The 21,776-nt window shown below is 58.6% G+C and carries 19 protein-coding genes and 1 tRNA gene; 17 read left to right on the forward strand and 3 right to left on the reverse strand.

Features of this window, described 5'->3' with window-relative positions; translation table 11 throughout:
* Positions 1-133: 133 nt before the first annotated feature.
* The gene (gene cynR, locus QLG07_RS15780; RefSeq protein WP_133624873.1) at positions 134-1,012 is read right to left on the reverse strand and encodes a transcriptional regulator CynR; all 879 of its coding nucleotides are present in this window, start codon (positions 1,010-1,012) and stop codon (positions 134-136) included.
* A 110-nt stretch (positions 1,013-1,122) separates the two neighbouring features.
* On the opposite strand from cynR, the gene QLG07_RS15785 reads away from it, so the two are divergent.
* Both QLG07_RS15785 and QLG07_RS15790 read left to right on the forward strand, forming a co-directional pair.
* Positions 1,123-1,590: a nucleoside deaminase gene (locus QLG07_RS15785; RefSeq protein ID WP_048917409.1), complete on the forward strand. Its 468-nt coding sequence runs from the start codon at positions 1,123-1,125 to the stop codon at positions 1,588-1,590.
* A gap of 188 nt (positions 1,591-1,778) precedes the next feature.
* Positions 1,779-1,854: transfer RNA gene (locus tag QLG07_RS15790), tRNA-Gly, on the forward strand.
* A 314-nt stretch (positions 1,855-2,168) separates the two neighbouring features.
* On the opposite strand, the gene queG is transcribed toward QLG07_RS15790, so the two are convergent.
* A complete protein-coding gene (queG, locus tag QLG07_RS15795) occupies positions 2,169-3,308 on the reverse strand; it encodes a tRNA epoxyqueuosine(34) reductase QueG (protein ID WP_048917408.1) in 1,140 nt (379 codons plus the stop codon).
* Between queG and nnr the strand changes: the two genes are divergently transcribed.
* The 15 genes from nnr to QLG07_RS15870 all read left to right on the forward strand — a co-directional run bounded on the left by nnr (position 3,307) and on the right by QLG07_RS15870 (position 21,449).
* The gene (gene nnr, locus QLG07_RS15800) at positions 3,307-4,830 is read left to right on the forward strand and encodes a bifunctional ADP-dependent NAD(P)H-hydrate dehydratase/NAD(P)H-hydrate epimerase (protein ID WP_282469633.1); all 1,524 of its coding nucleotides are present in this window, start codon (positions 3,307-3,309) and stop codon (positions 4,828-4,830) included. The genes queG and nnr overlap by 2 nt on opposite strands.
* Positions 4,827-5,303 (forward strand): tRNA (adenosine(37)-N6)-threonylcarbamoyltransferase complex ATPase subunit type 1 TsaE, encoded by a 477-nt coding sequence (tsaE, locus tag QLG07_RS15805; RefSeq protein ID WP_282469634.1) that lies wholly within the window; start codon positions 4,827-4,829, stop codon positions 5,301-5,303. The genes nnr and tsaE overlap by 4 nt, the downstream gene beginning before the upstream one ends.
* The gene (amiB, locus tag QLG07_RS15810; protein WP_282469663.1) at positions 5,303-6,976 is read left to right on the forward strand and encodes an N-acetylmuramoyl-L-alanine amidase AmiB; all 1,674 of its coding nucleotides are present in this window, start codon (positions 5,303-5,305) and stop codon (positions 6,974-6,976) included. The genes tsaE and amiB overlap by 1 nt, the downstream gene beginning before the upstream one ends.
* Before the next feature lie 80 nt (positions 6,977-7,056).
* Entirely contained in the window at positions 7,057-8,901 is a 1,845-nt protein-coding gene (gene mutL / locus QLG07_RS15815) for a DNA mismatch repair endonuclease MutL (protein WP_282469635.1), read from the forward strand.
* Positions 8,894-9,844, forward strand: coding sequence for a tRNA (adenosine(37)-N6)-dimethylallyltransferase MiaA (gene miaA, locus QLG07_RS15820; RefSeq protein WP_048917403.1), 951 nt, complete (start codon positions 8,894-8,896; stop codon positions 9,842-9,844). The genes mutL and miaA overlap by 8 nt, the downstream gene beginning before the upstream one ends.
* Before the next feature lie 101 nt (positions 9,845-9,945).
* A complete protein-coding gene (hfq, locus tag QLG07_RS15825; protein WP_048917402.1) occupies positions 9,946-10,257 on the forward strand; it encodes an RNA chaperone Hfq in 312 nt (103 codons plus the stop codon).
* A 244-nt stretch (positions 10,258-10,501) separates the two neighbouring features.
* A complete protein-coding gene (gene hflX / locus QLG07_RS15830; RefSeq protein WP_099753547.1) occupies positions 10,502-11,782 on the forward strand; it encodes a ribosome rescue GTPase HflX in 1,281 nt (426 codons plus the stop codon).
* A 68-nt stretch (positions 11,783-11,850) separates the two neighbouring features.
* Positions 11,851-13,113 (forward strand): FtsH protease activity modulator HflK, encoded by a 1,263-nt coding sequence (gene hflK, locus QLG07_RS15835; protein WP_048917400.1) that lies wholly within the window; start codon positions 11,851-11,853, stop codon positions 13,111-13,113.
* Positions 13,114-13,116: 3 nt separating this feature from the next.
* Positions 13,117-14,121 (forward strand): protease modulator HflC, encoded by a 1,005-nt coding sequence (gene hflC, locus QLG07_RS15840; protein WP_048917399.1) that lies wholly within the window; start codon positions 13,117-13,119, stop codon positions 14,119-14,121.
* 81 nt (positions 14,122-14,202) lie between these two features.
* The gene (locus tag QLG07_RS15845; RefSeq protein WP_048917398.1) at positions 14,203-14,403 is read left to right on the forward strand and encodes a DUF2065 domain-containing protein; all 201 of its coding nucleotides are present in this window, start codon (positions 14,203-14,205) and stop codon (positions 14,401-14,403) included.
* A gap of 122 nt (positions 14,404-14,525) precedes the next feature.
* Positions 14,526-15,824 carry an adenylosuccinate synthase gene (locus tag QLG07_RS15850; RefSeq protein ID WP_048917431.1) on the forward strand — a complete coding sequence of 433 codons (1,299 nt, stop codon included), beginning with the start codon at positions 14,526-14,528 and terminating at the stop codon, positions 15,822-15,824.
* A gap of 177 nt (positions 15,825-16,001) precedes the next feature.
* On the forward strand, positions 16,002-16,445 hold the full coding sequence (gene nsrR, locus QLG07_RS15855) for a nitric oxide-sensing transcriptional repressor NsrR (protein WP_048917397.1): 444 nt from the start codon (positions 16,002-16,004) through the stop codon (positions 16,443-16,445).
* Positions 16,446-16,461: 16 nt separating this feature from the next.
* On the forward strand, positions 16,462-18,900 hold the full coding sequence (gene rnr / locus QLG07_RS15860) for a ribonuclease R (RefSeq protein ID WP_048917396.1): 2,439 nt from the start codon (positions 16,462-16,464) through the stop codon (positions 18,898-18,900).
* 95 nt (positions 18,901-18,995) lie between these two features.
* Positions 18,996-19,733 (forward strand): 23S rRNA (guanosine(2251)-2'-O)-methyltransferase RlmB, encoded by a 738-nt coding sequence (rlmB, locus tag QLG07_RS15865; RefSeq protein ID WP_048917395.1) that lies wholly within the window; start codon positions 18,996-18,998, stop codon positions 19,731-19,733.
* Between the two features lie 84 nt (positions 19,734-19,817).
* Positions 19,818-21,449 (forward strand): isovaleryl-CoA dehydrogenase, encoded by a 1,632-nt coding sequence (locus QLG07_RS15870; protein WP_282469636.1) that lies wholly within the window; start codon positions 19,818-19,820, stop codon positions 21,447-21,449.
* On the opposite strand, the gene bsmA is transcribed toward QLG07_RS15870, so the two are convergent.
* A complete protein-coding gene (gene bsmA / locus QLG07_RS15875; RefSeq protein WP_191149579.1) occupies positions 21,423-21,749 on the reverse strand; it encodes a biofilm peroxide resistance protein BsmA in 327 nt (108 codons plus the stop codon). The genes QLG07_RS15870 and bsmA overlap by 27 nt on opposite strands.
* Positions 21,750-21,776: the final 27 nt, after the last annotated feature.

The following is a 21,776-nucleotide window of genomic DNA, read 5'->3' on the forward strand; positions in this document are numbered from 1 at the left end:
ACGACCTTGCCAAGGTCGGGGTCGCGAGTTCGAGTCTCGTTTCCCGCTCCAAATTCAGTTTGCAGATCCCGGTCTGTAAGCAATTAAAGAAAGAGCCGCAAGGCTCTTTTTTTATGCCTGTTTTTCGCGCGGCTTAGCTGGCAAAGCTCAGTCTGGCGAGGTCGATAAACGCCCGTGCCGCCGCCGTCTGGTAGCCCCCTTTTCTTTGCAGCAGCACCGCCGTTCTCTCCAGCAGAGAAGGGGAGAGTGCAACCGCCTTCAGCTCCCCGTTTTCCCGTGCAATCTTCGCCGGTAACAGCGTGGCCAGCTGCGTGCGCCGCACGATCTCCACCACCGCACTGACCGAACTGGCTTCCATCTGCACCTTTGGCCGCAGCTGGTGCTGGCGGCAGTAATAGTCAATCTGTTCGCGGGTGGCATATTCGGGCGTCAGCAGCACCAGATGCAGGTCGTTAAGCGCGCTCAGCCCGATTTGGCTCTCAATGGCCAGCGGATGATGGCGGGCAACGACCAGCGCCAGCGTCTCGCTCAGCAGCGGCTGGGCGTCGATATCCGCCTGCACGCCGTCGGCAAACCCCAGCGCCAGGTCCAGCCGGTCAGCCAGTAGATCCTGCTGCATCTGCTCCTGCGGCATCTCGCGGATCGCCAGCGTAATCGACGGATACTGCTGATGAAAGCGTGCCACCAGCGGACCAAGCAGGTAGCCGGTAAACGTCGGGTTGATGGCGATGCGTAACGCGCCTCGGCTGAGGTTGTCGACGTCGTGGATAGCCCGTTCGCCTGCCGACAGCTCGCGCAGCGCCTGCTGCGCATAGCGGGCATACACTTCACCGGCATCGGTCAGGCGTACTGTGCGGCCGGAGCGGTCAAACAGTATCGCCCCGAGCGTCTCCTCCAGCTGTTTAATCTGCTGGGACAGGGCGGGCTGGGAGACGTAGAGCGCGCTGGCAGCACGGGTAAAACTGCCGTGCTCGGCCACGGCCAAAAAATAGTGAATATGGCGCAACAGCATACCGCTTCCTATAACTTCAGCTTATAGCGTTGATTATAAATGCGACTTTTACATTATACCAATGCCCGCTTAACCTCAGTGCTGTCACTACTGCTAATGAGGAGAAGATCATGGATTTTGTACAACGCACCGTTGACCTGGCGCTGAAAAACGTTGAAGAGGGCGGGCGCCCGTTTGCCACGGTGATTGTGCGCAATGGCGAAGTGATTGCGGAAAGCGCCAATCAAGTTGCGCAGACCAGCGATCCGACCGCGCATGCGGAGATCCTCGCAATTCGTGAAGCCTGCACTAAGCTGGGCACGGAAAACCTGACCGACTGCGAAATTTATATTCTCGCCAGCCCGTGCCCGATGTGCCTGGGTTCGCTCTACTACTGCAGCCCGAAAAAAGTGGTCTATCTCACCACGCGCGAAGACTACGCGCCATTCTACCAGGATGACCGCAAGTACTTTGAGCTGGATACCTTCTATGCTGAGTACAGCAAGCCGATTGCCCAGCGCCGCCTGCCGATGGTTCAGCAGAAGAGTGGCGAGGCAATTAAGGTTTATCAGCGCTGGCAACAGCTGAACTCTCAGTAACCAGTCAGCTGGCAGGCGCAGTGCGTGCTGTTGCATTTGTGAGCAACATGAATTTTTTTTGACGCAACGCTTGCCAGCACCATTAAACAGGTACATAATGGCGACCTCTCCTCAGAAAGAGAGGGTTAAAAATCAGTATAATCAATAACTTACAGGTTTTTAGCGCAGTAAAGCAGCACCACTCCTAAGCGGGAATAGCTCAGTTGGTAGAGCACGACCTTGCCAAGGTCGGGGTCGCGAGTTCGAGTCTCGTTTCCCGCTCCAAATAAAATTTTTTCTCATTTAGCCCCATACTTATCCACAGCGCCAGACGCCGTGCGCTCGCTCATTTACCCTCTCTGAAATAATTTTCTAAACAGACTTATCCACAGCTTCTGTTGCCGCACGCTTATCAGCTGAAATGAGCAAAATCTTACATGACTTGTGTAACTCATTGATTTTAAGTTTATTGTGATTATTTCAAAATGTTATCTGGATCGCTTGTGCTTTCTGTGACGCTTGAATGACAACGAGTTTTTATTTTTATTCACAGCATGTGGAAAAGATTTCGCGTCGGTAATATTCAGCGTGTTGTGCATTTAAGCATCACGGGGTAAGCCTTTCTCCACCACCCGCACCAGGCGTTTTTGCTGGCTGCTCTGCACTTCAATCGTATTTTCATCTCTGCGCGCCAGCTGGCAGGCTATCGCCCAGTGAATATGCTCATCCAGCATGCTGTTTTCACCCAGCCGCGCTTGCAGCGCTGACAGGTGGGCTTGGTCCCACGGGGCATTCCCCAGCGCCACCGCAATATTGCGCAGCCAGCGCAGATGACCAATGCGGCGGATAGCCGACCCTTCCGTCACGCGCAGGAATTTTGCTTCATCCCAGGCAAACAGATCGGTCAGCGGCGGAGCGTGCAGTACCGCACGTGGGCTAAAATCATCCTCATCGGTAAGCTGGCCGTAGCGGTTCCACGGGCAGATCAGCTGGCAGTCGTCACAGCCGTAAATACGGTTACCAATCAGCGGTCGAAACTCTTCCGGGATTGCGCCTTCTAACTCAATGGTGAGATAGGAGATGCAGCGGCGGGCATCGACGGTGTAGGGTTCAACAATGGCGCCGGTTGGGCAGGTAGTGATACAGGCGACGCAGCGCCCGCAGTTCTCCTCAACCGGCTGATCCACCGGCAGCGGCAGATTGATCAGCAGCTCGCCGAGGAAAAACCAGGAGCCGGCTTCACGATTGAGGATCAGCGAATGTTTGCCGGTCCAGCCCAGCCCGGCTTTCGCCGCCAGCGGGCGCTCCAGCAGCGGGGCGGAGTCAACAAAGGGGCGGAACTCAGCCTGTTCGCAGTGCTCACGGATCATATCGCCAAGCTTTTTCAGGCGGTTGCGTAATACTTTGTGATAGTCACGCCCCAGCGCATAGCGACTAACATATCCGAGACGCGGATTTTTTAGCGTGCTGGCAAAGGCTGCTTTGGCAGGCAGGTAGTTCATCCGCACGCTGATCACCCGCAGCGTGCCGGGCAGCAGTTCATGGGGACGGGCGCGCATCATACCGTGACGCGCCATCCAGTCCATCTCACCGTGATATTGCTTATCCAGCCAGGCCTGCAGCCGCGGCTCTTCGAGCGTCAGGTCGGTATCACAAATACCCACCTGCTGAAAGCCGAGCGCCAGCCCCCACTGTTTAATATCCAGGGCGAGTTGATTGAAATCGAGAGGATGCGACATGAATAACCTGAACCAGCAGAAAGACTCTGACAGTTTACCCTATTCTGTCTGGCCTGTAGAGGCGTTAGCCCGGCTGGAGCGCGAAGGGGCCGATGCACTCGGCCTCACGCTGTTCGAACTGATGCAGCGCGCCGGCGAAGCGGCATTTGCGCAGCTGCGCCAGCGCTACCCTGCGGCTCAGCACTGGCTGGTGCTGTGCGGGCATGGCAATAACGGCGGCGATGGCTATATCGTGGCGCGGCTGGCGCAGTCCGCCGGGCTGACGGTGACGGTGATCGCCGTCGAGGGCAGCAAGGCGCTGCCGGAAGAGGCGCAGCAGGCGCGCGATGGCTGGCTGGCGGCGGGCGGCGCGATCCACGATGCGGCGATCGCCTGGCCGGAAAAGGTGGAGGTGATTGTCGATGCGCTGCTGGGTACCGGCCTAAACCGGGCTGTGCAAGCGCCGTATGACCAGCTGATTGAGCAGGCTAATCGCCATTCAGCGCCGATTTTTGCCGTTGATGTGCCCTCGGGGTTAGTGGCTGCTAACGGCACAGCGCCCGGCAGCGTGATAAATGCCGACCATACCTTAACGTTTATTGCCCTTAAGCCGGGATTACTGACCGGCAAGGCGCGTGACCATGTCGGGCAGCTGCACTGTCATGCGCTGAGTCTGGATAGCTGGCTGGACACCCAGCCCGCGCCGCTGGCCCGTTATGATGCCACCAGCCTGACGCAGTGGCTGCAGCCGCGTCGGCCCACCTCGCACAAGGGCGATCACGGCAAGCTGCTGGTGATTGGCGGTGACCACGGCACGGCGGGAGCCATCCGCATGACCGCCGAGGCCGCGCTGCGAAGTGGAGCTGGCTTAGTGCGAGTACTTACTCACAAAGATAACCTTGGCCCGCTGCTGACCGCCCGGCCAGAACTGATGGTGCAGGAACTGAGCGCGGCCGCAATGGATGACGGTCTGGAGTGGGCCGATGTCATCGTGATTGGCCCCGGTCTGGGACAGAATGCCTGGGGCAAAAAAGCCCTGAACAAAGTAGAAAACTGCCAGAAACCGATGCTTTGGGACGCTGACGCGCTTAACCTGCTGGCAATCAGCCCCGATAAACGTCAAAATCGAATCATTACGCCGCACCCCGGTGAAGCGGCCCGCTTACTTAACTGTAAAGTCAGTGAAATTGAGAGTGACCGCTTACTTGCTGCAAGGCGCCTGGCGAAGCGTTATGGCGGTGTCGTGGTGTTAAAAGGTGCCGGAACGTTAATCGCCGACGCCGGCGGCAGCATGGCGATAGCGGATGTGGGTAATGCCGGTATGGCCAGCGGGGGCATGGGAGATGTGTTATCTGGTATCATCGGCAGTCTGGCAGGGCAAAAGCTCTCACTGTACGATGCCGCCTGCGCAGGATGCGTAGCGCACGGAGCGGCGGCCGAAGCGGTGGCAAAACGTCAGGGTACACGCGGGATGTTAGCCACCGATCTGTTTTCCGAGCTGTATCTGTTTGTCAATCCTGAGATGTCGAATACAAAAGAATGATGACCTGTGAAATTGCGTTGCCCGATGAGGCAGCAACCCTCGCACTGGGTGCCCGCCTGGCCCGCGCCTGTGAAGGCGCGGCGACCCTCTATCTTTATGGCGACCTGGGTGCGGGTAAAACCACCTTTAGCCGCGGATTTTTGCAGGCGCTGGGGCATCAGGGCAATGTTAAAAGCCCGACCTATACGCTGGTGGAGCCTTATGAACTGCCCGATCGCCGCGTCTATCATTTTGACCTTTATCGCCTCTCCGACCCGGAAGAGCTGGAGTTTATGGGCATTCGTGATTACTTCGGCGCGGACAGCTTGTGCCTGGTCGAATGGCCGCAGCAGGGCGCGGGCGTCTTACCCGAGCCCGACCTGGAGCTGCACCTCAGCTATGTCGGCCACGCACGCCAGGCCCAACTGCGCGCCTGCTCGCCCGCGGGCGAAACCATGCTGCAGCGCGTTGCTGCTGAGCAGGGTGAGGCATGATGCTGCGTTTTAAATCCTGGTGCCTGCTGGCCCTGTTCTGCTGCTCGTTTAGCGCGCTCTCCGCCAATCTTTCCGATATCAAAGTCTCGAACGGCAGTAATCAGGCGGAGGTGACGCTCAGCTTTAGCTCACAGCCGATCTACGCTTTCTTCCCGCTGCATAATCCGGAGCGCGTGGTGCTCGACATCCGCCAGAGTGCGGTGGTGCAGGGATTACCGCTGACCTTCAGCGGTGAGAATATCGTGAAGCGCATCCGCTCCAGCAACGCGCAGGACAGCCAGAGCATCCGCCTGGTGTTTGAACTGACCCAGCGCGGCAAAACGCGGGCGGTCACCAAGCGCAGCGGCAGCAATTACAACGTGGTGTTCACCATTTCCGGCACGCAGCCGGCGCAAACGGCCAGCCGCAGTGCGCCGGTCAGCAGCGCTACCGCCTCACGCCCGGTCAGCAGCACTCCGCCTAAAAGCCCATTCGATGCCAACCCGGTGACGGCAGTGAGCAGCGGTAATCAGGTGGCACGGCCGCGCAGCGCTGCCAGCAGTAATGACACGGTGATTGTGGCGATCGATGCCGGGCACGGTGGTCAGGATCCGGGCGCGATTGGCGGCGGCGGGCTGAAAGAGAAGAATGTGACCATCGCCATTGCCCGCAAGCTGAAGGCATTGCTGAATGCCGACCCGATGTTTAAAGGGGTGATGACGCGCGATGGCGACTACTTTATCTCGGTGATGGGCCGTTCGGACGTGGCGCGTAAGCAGAACGCCAACCTGCTGGTCTCGATTCACGCCGATGCCGCGCCAAACCGCAGCGCCTCCGGTGCATCGGTATGGGTGCTGTCGAACCGCCGCGCCAATAGTGAAATGGCAGGCTGGTTAGAGCAGCATGAGAAACAGTCTGAACTGCTTGGCGGGGCCGGAGATCTGCTGGCAAATAGCCAGGCGGATCCCTACCTCAGCCAGGCGGTGCTCGACCTGCAGTTCGGCCACTCGCAGCGGGTGGGATATGATGTCGCGGTAAAAGTGATTGCTCAGCTGCAGCGCGTGGGCGCACTGCACAAGCGCCGACCGGAACATGCCAGCCTGGGCGTTCTGCGCTCGCCGGATATTCCTTCCCTGCTGGTGGAAACCGGCTTTATCAGTAATCCTTCGGAGGAGCGACTGCTAGGCAGTAGCGCATACCAGCAGAAGATTGCCGAGTCGATTTATAAAGGCTTACGCAACTACTTCCTGGCGCACCCGCTGCAATCAATCCCAAAGGAGGAAAACCGTCCGTTGCAGTCCGCAGCGGCGGTTGAGGTAGAAGCTAACCCGGCCCCGGCAGGCACAGAGTACAGCGGCCCGACGCAGCGCCACGTGGTGAAACGCGGTGAGACGCTGTCCGGTATCGCCGCGAACTACGGCGTCAGCATGGCGACGCTGCGTGCGATGAACACCCTGAAAAGAGACGTGGTGTGGGTCGGACAGCGGCTGAAAGTGCCGGCAGGCAGCAGCACTGCGGCGACGGCCAGCGTGGCCAGAAGTAAAAAACCGCTGCGCCATAAAGTGGTGCGCGGTGACTCGCTCACGGCGATTGCGGCCAAATACGGCGTCAGCCCGCAGGCGATCCAGCAGGCGAACAAAATGAAGTCGCAGAATGTGATGCTGGGCCAGACGCTGAAGATCCCGACGTCATAATCACGGGCGGGTAACGTAGGGGTCAGGCATGCCTGACCCGATTTCTGACCCGATTTCTGGCCCCTTTCGAAGGATACATCATGCCCATCCAGGTATTACCGCCACAGCTTGCTAACCAGATTGCCGCCGGAGAGGTGGTTGAACGCCCGGCTTCGGTAGTCAAAGAGCTGGTGGAAAATAGCCTGGATGCCGGTGCCACGCGCATCGACATTGATATCGAGAAGGGCGGCGCCAGGCTGATCCGCATTCGCGATAACGGTTGTGGCATAGGTAAAGACGAGCTGGCAATGGCCTTAGCGCGCCACGCCACCAGTAAAATTACCACGCTGGATGACCTTGAAGCGATTATCAGCCTCGGATTTCGTGGTGAAGCGCTGGCCAGTATCAGTTCGGTTTCACGCCTGACGCTGACCTCGCGCACCGAGGCGCAAAGTGAAGCCTGGCAGGCCTATGCTGAAGGGCGCGATCAGAGCGTCACGGTGAAACCGGCCGCGCACCCGGTCGGCACTACCCTGGAAGTGCTGGACCTGTTCTATAACACCCCGGCGCGGCGTAAATTTATGCGCACCGAGAAAACCGAATTTACCCATATTGATGAAGTGATCCGCCGTATTGCGCTGGCACGCTTTGATGTGGCGATCTCCCTCAGCCACAATGGCAAACTGATGCGCCAGTACCGCGGCGTCAGCGATAACAGCCAGCGCGAGCGCCGTTTAGGGGCGATCTGCGGCACCGCTTTCCTGACCCATGCACTCAAAATTGCGTGGCAGCACGGCGAGCTGAGCCTGCACGGCTGGGTCGCCGACCCGGTCGGGTCGAAAGCGCTGCCTGAGCTGCAATATTGCTACGTCAACGGGCGTATGATGCGTGACCGCCTGATCAATCATGCCATCCGCCAGGCCTATCAGGATAAGCTCGGCGATCGGCATCAGCCCGCTTATGTACTCTATCTCGAGATCGATCCGCACCAGGTGGATGTCAACGTGCATCCGGCGAAACACGAAGTGCGCTTCCATCAGTCGCGGCTGGTGCACGACTTTATCTATCAGGGCGTGGTCAGCGCGCTACAGGAAACCGGTGCGGAAAGCCTGCCCGACGTGACCGATTCCGCGCCCGCTGAACGCTGGCAGCCGGAAAACCGCCAGGCGGCTGGCGGCAATCACTTCGCCACGCCGGCAGCGGCAGCGGCGCCGCGCCCGGCGGCAACGTCGGGTGGCGGAGGGGGAGGCAGCAGCAGGCAGCCGCCGCTGCCTCCGACCTATCAGCAACGGGAAGGCGCGGTGTATCAGCAGCTGCTGAAAACCCCAGCGCCCGCCCGCAGCGAAGAGCCTGCTGCGCAGTCGGTAAAAGAGCCACCGCTCGGCGCCCACGTTCACAGCTTTGGCCGCGTGCTGACGGTGGTAGAGCAGCAGTATGCGCTGGTCGAAGGGAAGAGAGGGCTGGCGCTGGTGGCGTTAGCGGTGGCGGAGCGCTGGTTAAAGCAGGCGCAGCTCGACCCTGGCAACGAGGCGTTAAAACCGCAGCCGCTGCTGATTCCGGTCCGGCTGAAGCTGGAGAAGGCGGAACGAGAGGCGGGTAGCAGCAGCGCGGCTTTATTAAACCAGATGGGTATCGACCTGCAGTTTGACGGCCATCATGTGATGCTGCGCGCCGTGCCTTTACCATTACGCCAACAAAATTTACAAAACTTGATTCCAGAAATGTTAGGGTATTTGGCCCGGCAGCAGGATGTTTCAGTCAGCCAGACGGCGCAGTGGTTAGCGCGCCAGGCGGTCTCTGAACATCAGCACTGGAATCACTCGCAGGCGATCTCCCTGCTGGCTGAAGTCGAACGACTCTGCCCGCAACTGGTGAAATCGCCACCTTCTGGATTACTGCAAGATGTCGATCTTGCGACGGCGATGAATGCCCTGAAGCATGAGTGAACAATCCACGGCTGGCCTGCCTAAGGCAATATTTTTGATGGGGCCGACGGCCTCCGGTAAAACCGCACTGGCGATTGCATTACGTCAGGCGTTACCGGTTGAGCTAATCAGTGTTGATTCGGCGCTGATCTACCGCGGAATGGATATTGGCACCGCCAAGCCTTCTGCCGAAGAACTGGCGCTTGCGCCCCATCGTTTGCTGGACATCCGCGACCCGGCTGAAACCTATTCAGCCGCTGAGTTTCGTCGCGATGCGCTGGCTGAAATGGCGGAAATTACCCAACGTGGGAATATTCCGTTGCTTGTTGGTGGCACCATGCTTTACTACAAGGCGTTGCTGGAAGGATTGTCGCCGTTGCCCTCGGCGGATCCAGAGGTACGTCAGCGTATAGAGCAGATGGCGAGTGAAGAGGGCTGGGAAGCACTTCACCGTCAGTTATGTGATGTAGATCCCGTTGCTGGACGTCGTATTCATCCGAATGATCCCCAGAGACTCTCGCGAGCACTGGAAGTTTTTTTTATTTCGGGTAAAACTTTAACGGAACTGACAAAAACATCGGGCGAAGCTCTGCCGTATGATGTTGCCCAGTTCGCCATCGCACCCGCGAGCCGCGAGCTGATCCATCAACGAATTGAGCAGCGCTTTCATCAGATGCTGGCGTCAGGATTTGAAGCGGAGGCTCGGGCGCTCTTTGCACGAGGTGATTTGCATACGGACATGCCTTCCATTCGTTGTGTTGGTTATCGCCAGATGTGGTCATTTTTATCCGGTGAAATTGATTACGATGACATGGTTTATCGGGGGATTTGCGCAACCCGGCAGTTAGCTAAGCGCCAGATAACCTGGTTACGCGGCTGGAAGGACGTTCACTGGCTTGACAGCGAACAGCCTGAAGCGGCGTACTCCCAAGTGTTACAGGTTCTTAGTGCGAAGCATGGGTGATTGTGTACAATTGGTCTGTTTTCTTGCGCAAATTTTTACGTCGTATTTCGAACCGCAGGGTTCTTAAGTTACAAACAACAAGCATATAAGGAAAAGATAGAATGGCTAAGGGGCAATCATTGCAAGATCCGTTCTTGAACGCACTGCGTCGCGAACGTGTTCCGGTTTCGATTTATTTGGTAAACGGTATCAAACTTCAGGGCCAGATCGAGTCGTTTGACCAATTTGTTATTCTTTTGAAAAACACGGTTAGCCAGATGGTGTATAAGCACGCGATCTCTACCGTTGTTCCGTCCCGTCCGGTCTCCCACCACAGTAACAACACGGGTGGCGGAAGCAGCAACTATCATCATAGTGGCAGTAACCAGGGGGCGTCTTCTCAGCCTTCACAAGACAGTGAAGATGCTGAATAAGTAGCGTGGCTGTCCCTCCACGACGGGGAGTCTTTGGCATTCAGGTTCCCCGTCCTGGCGATGATACTCGAATAATGAACAAGAATTAAACAAGAGAACTATCGCTGAATTCCTCATCTCACCCCGGTTGGGTGGGATCATAAAAACGCCGTCTGGCAAGCTGGACGCGCATTTTGAATCTGGTATTAACGCTGTATGGCCCCAACGCGTAGCAGGTTTAACAAGGTACTGAGAGGTTTTAAGTTTGTTTGACCGTTATGATGCCGGTGAGCAGGCCGTACTGGTTCACATCTATTTCTCGCAAGACAGAGATACGGAAGATTTGCAGGAGTTCGAAACCCTGGTCTCTTCTGCTGGCGTAGAAGCGCTGCGCGTTGTCACTGGCAGCCGCAAAGCGCCACACCCCAAATATTTTGTCGGTGAAGGAAAAGCTGTCGAAATCGCCGAAGCGGTAAAAGAGAGCGGTGCCACCGTGGTGCTGTTCGATCACGCCCTGAGTCCGGCGCAGGAGCGCAATCTTGAAGCGCTGTGCGAGTGCCGCGTTATTGACCGCACCGGGCTGATCCTCGATATTTTTGCCCAGCGTGCGCGCACCCATGAAGGTAAATTACAGGTTGAGCTGGCGCAGCTGCGCCATCTGGCCACGCGGCTGGTTCGCGGCTGGACGCACCTTGAGCGCCAGAAAGGCGGTATCGGTTTACGCGGGCCGGGTGAAACCCAGCTGGAGACCGACCGCCGCTTGCTGCGTAATCGCATTACTCTGATCCTCTCCCGCCTTGAGCGCGTCTCGAAACAGCGCGAGCAGGGCAGGCAGGCTCGCAACAAGGCCGATGTGCCGACCGTGTCGCTGGTGGGTTACACCAACGCCGGTAAATCCACACTGTTTAACCGCCTGACCACGTCTGAGGTTTACGTGGCCGACCAGCTGTTTGCTACCCTCGATCCGACTCTGCGCCGCGTTGATGTGGTGGATGTGGGCGAAGTGGTGCTGGCCGATACCGTAGGCTTTATTCGCCACCTGCCGCACGACCTGGTGGCCGCGTTTAAAGCCACGCTGCAGGAAACCCGCGAGGCCGCGCTGCTGCTGCACGTGATTGACGCAGCGGACGTGCGGGTCGATGAGAACATCGAAGCGGTAAACGAAGTGCTGGAAGAGATTGAATCCGATGAAATCCCCAGCCTGCTGGTGATGAATAAAATCGATATGCTTGACGGTTTCGTCCCGCGTATCGACCGTGATGAAGAGAACCTGCCAATCCGGGTCTGGCTCTCCGCCCAAAGTGGAGAGGGCATCCCGCTGCTGTTCCAGGCGCTGACCGAGCGCCTGGCCGGTGAGATTGCGCAGTATGATTTACGTCTACCGCCGGCTGCAGGGCGGCTGCGTAGCCGTTTTTACCAGTTGCAGGCGATAGAAAAAGAGTGGAATGAAGAGGACGGTAGCGTGGGATTACACGTGCGCATGCCGATCGTCGACTGGCGCCGACTGTGCAAACAGGAACCGACGCTGGTGGATTACATTGTTTGACTGATGTTGCCTGACACGCGTATCCCGGCTTGGGATACCACCGCACACACAATTAATGGAGTATAAACATGGCGTGGAATCAGCCCGGGAATAACGGACAGGACCGCGACCCGTGGGGAAGCAGCAATAATCAAGGCGGCAACTCTGGGGGAAATAAAGGAGGGCGCGATAAGGGGCCTCCTGATTTAGATGATATCTTCCGTAAGCTGAGCAATAAGCTTGGTGGACTGGGCGGTGGCAAAAAAAGCGGCGGTGACGGGTCAGGTAACGGCAGCGCACCGCGCAAGCCGGGCAGCGGCGGGCGTCTGGTTGGCATCGTGGCCGTGGCCGTGGTGGTGATCTGGGCCGGTAGCGGTTTCTACACCATCAAAGAAGCCGAGCGCGGCGTGGTGACACGCTTCGGTAAGTTTAGCCATCTGGTCGAGCCAGGTCTGAACTGGAAACCGACCTTTGTCGATCAGGTACGTGCGGTGAACGTGGAGGCGGTGCGCGAGCTCTCTGCTTCCGGCACCATGCTAACCTCGGATGAGAACGTGGTGCGCGTTGAGATGAACGTGCAGTACCGCATCACCAATCCGGAACGCTACCTGTACGCGGTGACCAGCGCCGATGACAGCCTGCGTCAGGCAACCGACAGCGCCCTGCGTGGCGTGATTGGTCGCTCGACCATGGACCGAATTCTGACCGAAGGGCGTACCGTGGTGCGTAGCGAAACCCAGCGCGAGCTGGAAGAGACGATTCGCCCTTACGATATGGGTATTACCCTGCTGGACGTTAACTTCCAGACGGCGCGCCCACCGGAAGACGTTAAAGCGTCATTCGATGATGCCATTGCCGCACGTGAGAACCGTGAGCAGGCGGTACGTGAAGCCGAAGCCTACGCCAACGATAAGCTGCCGCGCGCCCGTGGTGATGCGCAGGGTATCCTTGAGCAGGCTCGTGCCTACAAGTCCCGCGTGACGCTGGAAGCCCAGGGTGAAGTCGACAGCTTTGCGCGTATCCTGCCGGAATACAAAGCCGCACCGCAGATCACCCGCGAGCGTCTGTATATCGAAACCATGGAACGTGTTCTGTCACACACGCGTAAGGTACTGGTTAACGATAAAGGCAACAGCCTGATGGTGCTGCCTCTCGATCAGCTGATGCGCGGCCAGAGTGGCGCGGCATCCGGCAATAACCAGAGCGGAAGCAGCAGCCTGCTGCGTCTGCCACCCGCTTCAGGCAGCAGCGAGCGCGCCAGCAGCAGTTCGTCGTTCAGTCCGGACGACATCATGGATCAGCGCCGGGTGAATGCTCAGCGTAACGATAGCCAGCGCGAAGGGAGAGAGTAATCGATGCGTAAGCCATTAATCGTACTATTGATTGTTGTGCTGGTGGTGCTGTACGCGTCACTGTTTGTGGTGCAGGAAGGCCAGCGCGGCATTGTGATGCGCTTCGGTAAAGTTCTGCGCGATGATGAAAATAAACCGCTGGTGTATGCGCCAGGCCTGCACTTCAAGATCCCATTCCTGGAATCTGTGAAGTCACTTGATGCGCGTATCCAGACCATGGACAACCAGGCCGACCGCTTCGTCACCAAAGAGAAGAAAGACCTGATTGTTGACTCCTATATCAAATGGCGCGTCAGCGACTTCAGCCGTTATTACCTCGCCACCGGCGGCGGTGATATTTCTCAGGCCGAAGTGCTGCTGAAACGTAAGTTCAGCGACCGTCTGCGTTCTGAGATTGGGCGTCTGGACGTGAAAGATATCGTCACCGATTCCCGTGGCCGTCTGACCACCGATGTGCGCGATGCGCTGAACACCGGTAGTGCGGGTGCGGATGATGAAGTGGCTACGCCAGCAGCAGACGATGCGATTGCCTCTGTGGCTAAGCGCGTTGAGAGCGAGACCAACAGCAACGAACCGGCTATCAACCCGAACAGTATGGCGGCGTTGGGTATCCAGGTGGTTGACGTGCGCATCAAGCAGATCAACCTGCCAACTGAAGTGTCTGATGCGATCTATGCGCGTATGCGTGCCGAGCGTGAATCCGTTGCCCGTAGCCAGCGTGCTCAGGGTGCGGAAGAAGCCGCCAAAGTGCGTGCTCAGGCCGACTACGAAGTTGAACGTACGCTGGCAGAAGCCCGCCGTCAGGCTCTGATCACGCAGGGTGAAGGTGATGCCGAAGCGGCCAAGCTGTTTGCTGATGCTTTCAGTCAGGACCCGGATTTCTACGCCTTTATGCGTAGCCTGCGTGCTTACGACAACAGCTTCAAGAGCAATCAGGATGTGATGGTGCTGAGCCCGGATAGCGACTTCTTCCGCTTTATGAAAAGTCCGTCTTCCTCCACGCGCTAATAATCTGCTATAACGTGCGAAGGGCCGGTTCTCCGGCCCTTTTTTTATGGGATTTTCCAGGCGAGGCGGCGAGTAACAATAATGAATACAACTGTATGGATGGCGTTAGGGCTGGTGCTGGTGTTCGAGGGGTTAGGCCCGGTGCTCTATCCGCAGCTGTGGCGGCGGATGATTCTGGCAATGGCAAACATGCCCGATGGACTGCTGCGCCGGGTTGGCGGTGGGCTGGTGGTGGCAGGCGCAGTAATCTACTACATGCTCAGCCGCGCGAACGGGGCATAGGCTTAACGCTGCGGGTGATGTAGCGCACTTTGGCAAAAAAGTCCGCAATCGTATGCTAAAACAGCTGAAAGACTAAAATGACGATGGTAGAATCCTTTTTTAAGCAATCGGTGATTTTGAAAATGGGTAAGAACGTCGTCGTACTGGGCACCCAATGGGGTGACGAAGGTAAAGGTAAGATTGTTGACCTTCTGACAGAACGCGCTAAATACGTAGTGCGCTATCAGGGTGGCCATAACGCTGGCCACACGCTAGTCATCAACGGTGAGAAAACCGTCCTCCACTTAATTCCATCTGGCATCCTGCGTGAAAACGTCACCAGCATCATCGGCAACGGTGTTGTTCTGTCGCCTGCCGCGCTGATGAAAGAGATGAAAGGTCTGGAAGATCGTGGCTTCCCGGTACGCGAACGTCTGTTCATTTCAGAAGCCTGCCCGCTGATCCTTGAATATCACGTTGCCCTTGATGTGGCACGTGAGAAAGCCCGTGGCGCGAAAGCGATCGGCACCACCGGTCGGGGTATCGGCCCGGCCTACGAAGATAAAGTTGCCCGTCGCGGCCTGCGTGTTAGCGACCTGTTCAACAAAGAAACCTTCGCGGCGAAGCTGAAAGAAGTGATGGATTACCATAACTTCCAGCTGGTGAACTTCTACAAAGAAGAGGCGGTCGACTTCGACAAAGTGCTGGCGGATACTCTGGCGATTGCCGATATCCTGACGGGCATGGTGGTTGACGTTTCTGAACTGCTGGACGGCGCGCGTAAGCGTGGCGACCTGATCATGTTCGAAGGCGCGCAGGGTACGCTGCTGGATATCGACCACGGTACCTATCCGTACGTGACCTCTTCCAACACCACCGCAGGCGGCGTGGCAACCGGTTCGGGTATTGGTCCGCGCTACGTTGATTACGTGCTGGGCATTGTCAAAGCCTACTCCACTCGCGTTGGTGCCGGTCCATTCCCTACCGAGCTGTTCGACGAAACCGGTGAGTTCCTGTGCAAGCAGGGTAACGAGTTTGGCGCCACCACTGGCCGTCGTCGTCGCACCGGCTGGCTGGATGCGGTTGCCGTGCGCCGCGCGGTGCAGATCAACTCCCTTTCTGGCTTCTGCATGACCAAACTGGACGTGCTGGATGGCCTGAAAGAGGTAAAAATCTGCGTAGCCTACCGCATGCCGGATGGCCGCGAAGTGACCACCACCCCGCTGGCAGCAGAGGGTTGGGAAGGCATTGAGCCAATCTACGAATCCATGCCGGGCTGGTCTGAGACCACCTTCGGGGTGAAAACGCTGGATGGCCTGCCGCAGGCAGCGCGCAACTACATCAAGCGCATTGAAGAAGTGACCGGAGTGCCGATTGATATTATCTCTACCGGCCCGGACCGCAGTGAAACCATGATTCTGCGCGACCCGTTTGACGCATAATCCAGGCCGGGCATTGCCCGGCCAGCTTTTATCCAGCACCGGTTATCCGCCGTTCCCCTCTGCTGTCATGATAAATAAAATGGCCCCAAGCGCTGAGGCTGGTTTATTATCATTGCTAATCACACCCATTCTTAAGCGGACGATCGCAACAACCGCGGTGAACTCTCTGAGGTTTTCTTGCAGCTGACCAGTTTTACAGATTATGGTTTACGTGCGCTGATCTATCTCGCCACGCTTCCGGCAGGCCAGATGACCAGTATCAGCGAAGTCACGGACACTTATGGCGTGTCGCGTAATCATATGGTCAAAATTATCAATCAACTTAGTCGTGCTGGCTATGTTGCTGCCGTGCGCGGTAAGAATGGCGGTATCCGACTGGGTAGGCCTGCTGAAGAAATAGTGATAGGTCAGGTGGTGCGCGATATGGAACCGCTACAGCTGGTGAACTGCCACAGCGATTTCTGCCACATCACCTCTGCCTGCCGCCTGAAAAAAGCGCTGCATGACGCCGTCCAGAGTTTTCTGCGTGAACTGGACCAATACACCCTGGCCGATCTGGTTGAAGACAACCATCCGCTCTACAAAATTTTGCTGAATGAACGACCTTCATTCAGTAGCTGACAACGGAGGAACCTCGATGTCACACGATCCCTTTCAGGAACGAGAAGCTGAAAAGTACGAAAACCCCATTCCAAGCCGCGAGTTCATTCTTGCCCATCTGGACAAACGCGAAAAGCCGGCCAGCCGTGAAGAGCTGGCGCAAGAGTTAGATATCAGCGGCGAAGAGCAGATCGAAGCGCTGCGCCGCCGCCTGCGCGCCATGGAGCGCGATGGCCAGCTGGTCTTTACCCGCCGCCAGTGCTACGCGCTGCCAGAGCGCCTTGATCTGCTGAAAGGCAAGGTTATCGGCCACCGCGACGGCTTCGGCTTCCTGCGCATTGAAGGTAGCAAAGACGATCTCTACCTCTCTGCCGAGCAGATGAAAATGTGCATGCACGGGGATATGATCCTCGCGCAGGCGATGGGCGCCGACCGTAAAGGCCGCCGCGAAGCCCGCGTAGTGCGCGTGGTTGAACCGCGTAACGCACAGATTGTTGGCCGTTACTTCACCGACTCCGGCGTTGGCTTTGTCGTCCCGGATGACAGCCGCCTGAGCTTCGACATCCTGATCCCGGCTGAAGAGCTGATGGGTGCGCGCATGGGCTTTGTGGTGGTGGTGGAGCTGACTCAGCGCCCAACCCGCCGCAGTAAAGCCGTCGGTAAAGTGGTGGAAGTGCTCGGCGATAACATGGGCACCAGCATGGCGGTCGATATGGCGCTGCGCACCCATGATATTCCACACGAATGGCCGGAAGCGCTGGAAAAACAGATTGCTCACCTTAGCGAAGAAGTGCCGGAAGAGGCGAAACAGGGCCGCGTTGACCTGCGCGATCTGCCGCTGGTCACTATTGATGGCGAAGACGCCCGCGACTTCGATGATGCGGTATTCTGCGAGCGTAAGCGCGGCGGCGGCTGGCGCCTGTGGGTAGCGATTGCTGACGTCAGCTACTACGTGCGCCCGGGTACCCCGCTGGATGACGAAGCGGTGAATCGCGGTACCTCGGTTTACTTCCCTTCCCAGGTGGTGCCGATGCTGCCGGAAGTGCTGTCAAATGGCCTCTGCTCGCTGAACCCGGAAGTTGACCGTCTGTGTATGGTGTGTGAGATGACTATCTCCTCCACTGGCAAGCTGACCGGCTACAAACACTACGAAGCGGTGATGAACTCCTTCGCCCGCCTGACCTATAACAAGGTGTGGAACATTCTGCAGGGGCATCAGGAACTGCGCGAGCAGTACCAGCCGCTGGTGAAAGATCTGGAAGAGCTGCACCGCATGTATCTGGCGCTGGAAAAAGCGCGCGAGCAGCGTGGCGGTATCTCCTTCGAGACCGAAGAAGCGAAATTTGTCTTCAACGCCGACCGCCGCATTGAGCGCGTCGAGCAGGTGTCGCGTAACGATGCGCACAAGCTGATTGAAGAGTGCATGATCCTCGCCAACATCGCTTCAGCCCGCTACGTTGAGAAAAATAACGAACCGGCGCTGTTCCGCGACCACGACCGTCCAGGTGATGAGAGCATCAAGAGCTTCCGCTCGGTGCTGAATGAGCTGGGCCTGACGCTGCCGGGCGGCGACAAACCGCAGCCGGTGGACTACTCCGCGCTGCTGAGCCAGATCGCCGGTCGTCAGGATCACGAAATGCTGCAAACCATGCTGCTGCGTTCAATGAAGCAGGCGGTATATGACCCGGAAAACCGTGGCCACTTCGGTCTGGCGCTGGCTTCTTACGCGCACTTCACCTCGCCGATCCGCCGCTACCCGGACCTGCTGCTGCACCGCGCCATCAAGTATCTGCTGGCGAAAGAGGCGGGCACCCTGCAGGGCAACACTACGCCAACCGGCGGCTACCATTACGAAATGCCGCAGATGCTGCAGCTCGGCCAGCACTGTTCGCTGACCGAACGCCGCGCCGATGAAGCCACGCGTGATGTTGCCGACTGGCTGAAGTGCGACTTTATGCAGGATCAGGTCGGGGAAACCTTTAGCGGCGTGATCTCCAGCGTCACCGGCTTCGGCTTCTTCGTGCGCCTGACCGATCTGTTCATCGATGGTCTGGTACACGTTTCGACGCTCGACAATGACTACTACCGCTTTGACGCCATCGGCCAGCGCCTGATCGGTGAATCCGGCGGTCGTACCTATCGCCTGGGCGATACTGTTGAAGTCCGCGTTGAGGCGGTGCATATGGATGAGCGTAAGATCGACTTCGCGCTGATCTCAAGCAGCCGTAAGCCGCGTGGCGAAGGCAAAACCGAGCGCGAGCGTGAAAAACGCGGTGCGGCGAAAAACAGCGGCAGCCGTCGTCGCGCACCGCGCAAGGGTGCCAACTTCGAGCCGGACAGCGCCTTCCGCCCGGCCAAAGGGGCAGAAAATACCCCTGCGGCAAACAAAGAGAAGAAACCGCGTAAGCCGTCGGATAAAACCCGTAAACCTGGCGCCACGCGCGCTAAGCGCGCGAAGAAGACCGACGACGCCTAATCGCATCCGGGCGACGCATGCGTCGCCCCTACGGCGTAGTGGTCAGGCATGCCTGAACCGCACCCGCATAAATCACGAACTACTGAGTTAATGAAATGAGTGAAATTGTTTTTGGTATCCACGCCGTGCAGGCGCTGCTCGACAGCGATCCGCAGCGTTTCCAGGAAGTATTTATCCTGAAAGGGCGTGAAGACCGCCGCTTGCAGACGCTGGTAAAAGCGCTGGAAGCACAGGGCATCGTTATCCAGGTTGCCAACAAGCAGATGCTGGACGCTAAATCTGAAGGTGCCGTGCATCAGGGCATCATCGCGCGCGTCAAGCCGGGCCGTCAGTATCAGGAAGGCGATCTGCCGGACCTGCTGGCCAGCCTGGATAACCCGTTTCTGCTGATCCTTGATGGCGTCACCGACCCGCATAACCTCGGGGCCTGCATGCGCAGCGCTGATGCTGCTGGCGTTCACGCCATCATCGTGCCTAAAGATCGCTCCGCGGCGCTTAACGCCACGGCGAAAAAAGTCGCCAGCGGCGCAGCAGAGCACGTGCCACTGATCCGCGTGACCAACCTGGCGCGCACGATGCGCGTGCTGCAGGAAGCCAACGTGTGGATCGTCGGAACGGCGGGCGAAGCTGACCATACTCTGTACCAGAGCAAAATGACCGGCCCGATGGCGCTGGTGATGGGCGCGGAAGGCGAAGGCATGCGCCGCCTGACGCGTGAGCACTGCGACGAACTGATCGGTATCCCAATGGCGGGTAGCGTTTCATCGCTGAACGTCTCCGTCGCCACCGGTGTTTGCCTGTTTGAAGCGGTGCGTCAGCGCAGCGTGAAGTAAATTGTCCGGGGCGTGACCTGCGCCCCAGCATTCTCCTCTGTCCGTCCTATCCTTTCCTCTGGCTTGTCAGAAAAGGATGCCGCAATGGACTGGAAAACTCATCGCGTTTTTAATCAGCCCCGACCGCTCAGCAACAGCAATCTGTTTCTCTCTGATACTGCCCTGCTTGAGGCCGTGCAGCGTGAAGGCGCTGGCTGGGACAGCGAGCGCCTGGCGTCCGTCGGTCAGCAGTTGGGTAGCGCCGAATCGCTCGAACTGGGGCGGCTGGCGAACCGTCATCCTCCTGAACTGCTGCGCTATGATGCCCGCGGCGAGCGGCTTGACGAACTGCGCTTTCACCCGGCATGGCACCTGTTGATGCAGGGGCTATGCGCCAACCGCGTACACAACCTCGCGTGGCAGCCGGATGCGCCAGCGGGCGCGTTCGTCGCGCGCGCCGCGCGTTTTCTGCTGCATGCGCAGGTAGAAGCCGGCACGCTGTGCCCGGTAACCATGACCTTCGGCGCCATTCCGCTGCTGCAAAAATCTCTGCCGCCACCTTATCAGCACTGGCTGCCCGGGCTGCTTTCCGACCGCTACGATCCCCATCTGCACGGCGGCGAACAAAAACGCGGGCTGCTGATCGGCATGGGGATGACGGAAAAGCAGGGTGGTACCGACGTGCTGAGCAACACCACGCGGGCAGAACCGCTGGCGCAGCGCGGGCCGGGCGAAGCCTACCGGCTGGTGGGGCACAAATGGTTCTTCTCGGTGCCGCAGAGCGATGCGCATCTGGTGCTGGCGCAGACGGCGGGCGGGCTCTCCTGCTTCTTTCTGCCGCGCCTGCTGCCGGATAACACGCGTAACGCGGTGCAGATCGAGCGCCTGAAGGACAAACTGGGTAACTGCTCCAACGCCAGCGGGGAAGTGGAGTTTCGCCACGCCAGCGGCTGGCTGATAGGCGAAGAGGGTGAGGGCGTGCGGCAGATCCTCAAAATGGGCGGCTACACCCGCTTTGACTGCGCGCTCGGCAGCCACGCCCTGATGCGCCGCGCCTTTTCCGTGGCGCTCTATCATGCACACCAGCGCCAGGTGCAGGGCAAAACCCTGATCGAACAGCCGCTGATGCGCCAGCAGCTGTGCGCGCAGGCGCTGCTGCTGGAAGGGCAAACTGCCGTGCTGATGCGGCTGGCGCGCGCCTGGTCCCAGCCCGCCACGGCCGGCGAGCGCAGCTATTGCCGCCTGCTGACGCCCGCCGCCAAGTTTGCCGTCTGCCAGCGCGGGCCGGGATTTGTCGCGCAGGCGATGGAGATCCTCGGCGGGATTGGCTACTGCGAGGAGAGTGAGCTACCACGGCTGTACCGTGAAATGCCGGTCAACAGCATCTGGGAGGGCTCGGGCAATGTGATGTGCCTCGACGTGCTGCGCGTGCTGGCGAAGCAGCCTGCGGTGCTGGAGCAGCTTGAGGCCGGTTTTGACGGTGTGAAAGGGCAGAGCCGCTACTTTGACCAGCGCTGGCGCCAGCTGCGGCAGGCACTGAAGCGCCCGCAGGAAGCGCAGGCGCGGCAGCTGGTCGAGCGTTTATTCACTCTGGCAACGGCGGAGCAGGTGCTGCGCCATCTCGACCCACCGCTGGCGGATGCGTGGTGCCACCAGCAGTTAGATCCGCAGTCAGGTTATCTGCTGACGGAAAAGGTCTGTCAGCGCCTGCTACTGCGTGCCAGCGGCGGCAGCTGACGGGCCGTAAAGAATGGCTGAGCCGTACCACATGCCCGGCGCCACGGTCTCACTGACCATCTGGATCAGATAGTAAGTGGCACCTGCGGCGTTGGCTTTCGCGGCCAGCTCACGCTCGGCGTCGTCCGGGGAGCCGCGCACCGTCGCGCTGATGGTGCCCAGGCGCGGCAGGGTGCCGCTCTGCGCACGGGTGATCTCCTGGGCCTGCGATGTTGCCGCAGGCGGCGGTTGTGGCGTGGTATTCAGCGCGCTGCAGCCCGTCAGCAGCAGCGCGACCAGCAGAGCAGGTATCTGGCGCATGATATTCATCTCATAACAGTCTGAATA

The sequence above is a fragment of the Erwinia sp. V90_4 genome (assembly GCF_029967685.1).
GTDB classification, from domain to species: Bacteria; Pseudomonadota; Gammaproteobacteria; order Enterobacterales; family Enterobacteriaceae; genus Erwinia; species Erwinia aphidicola.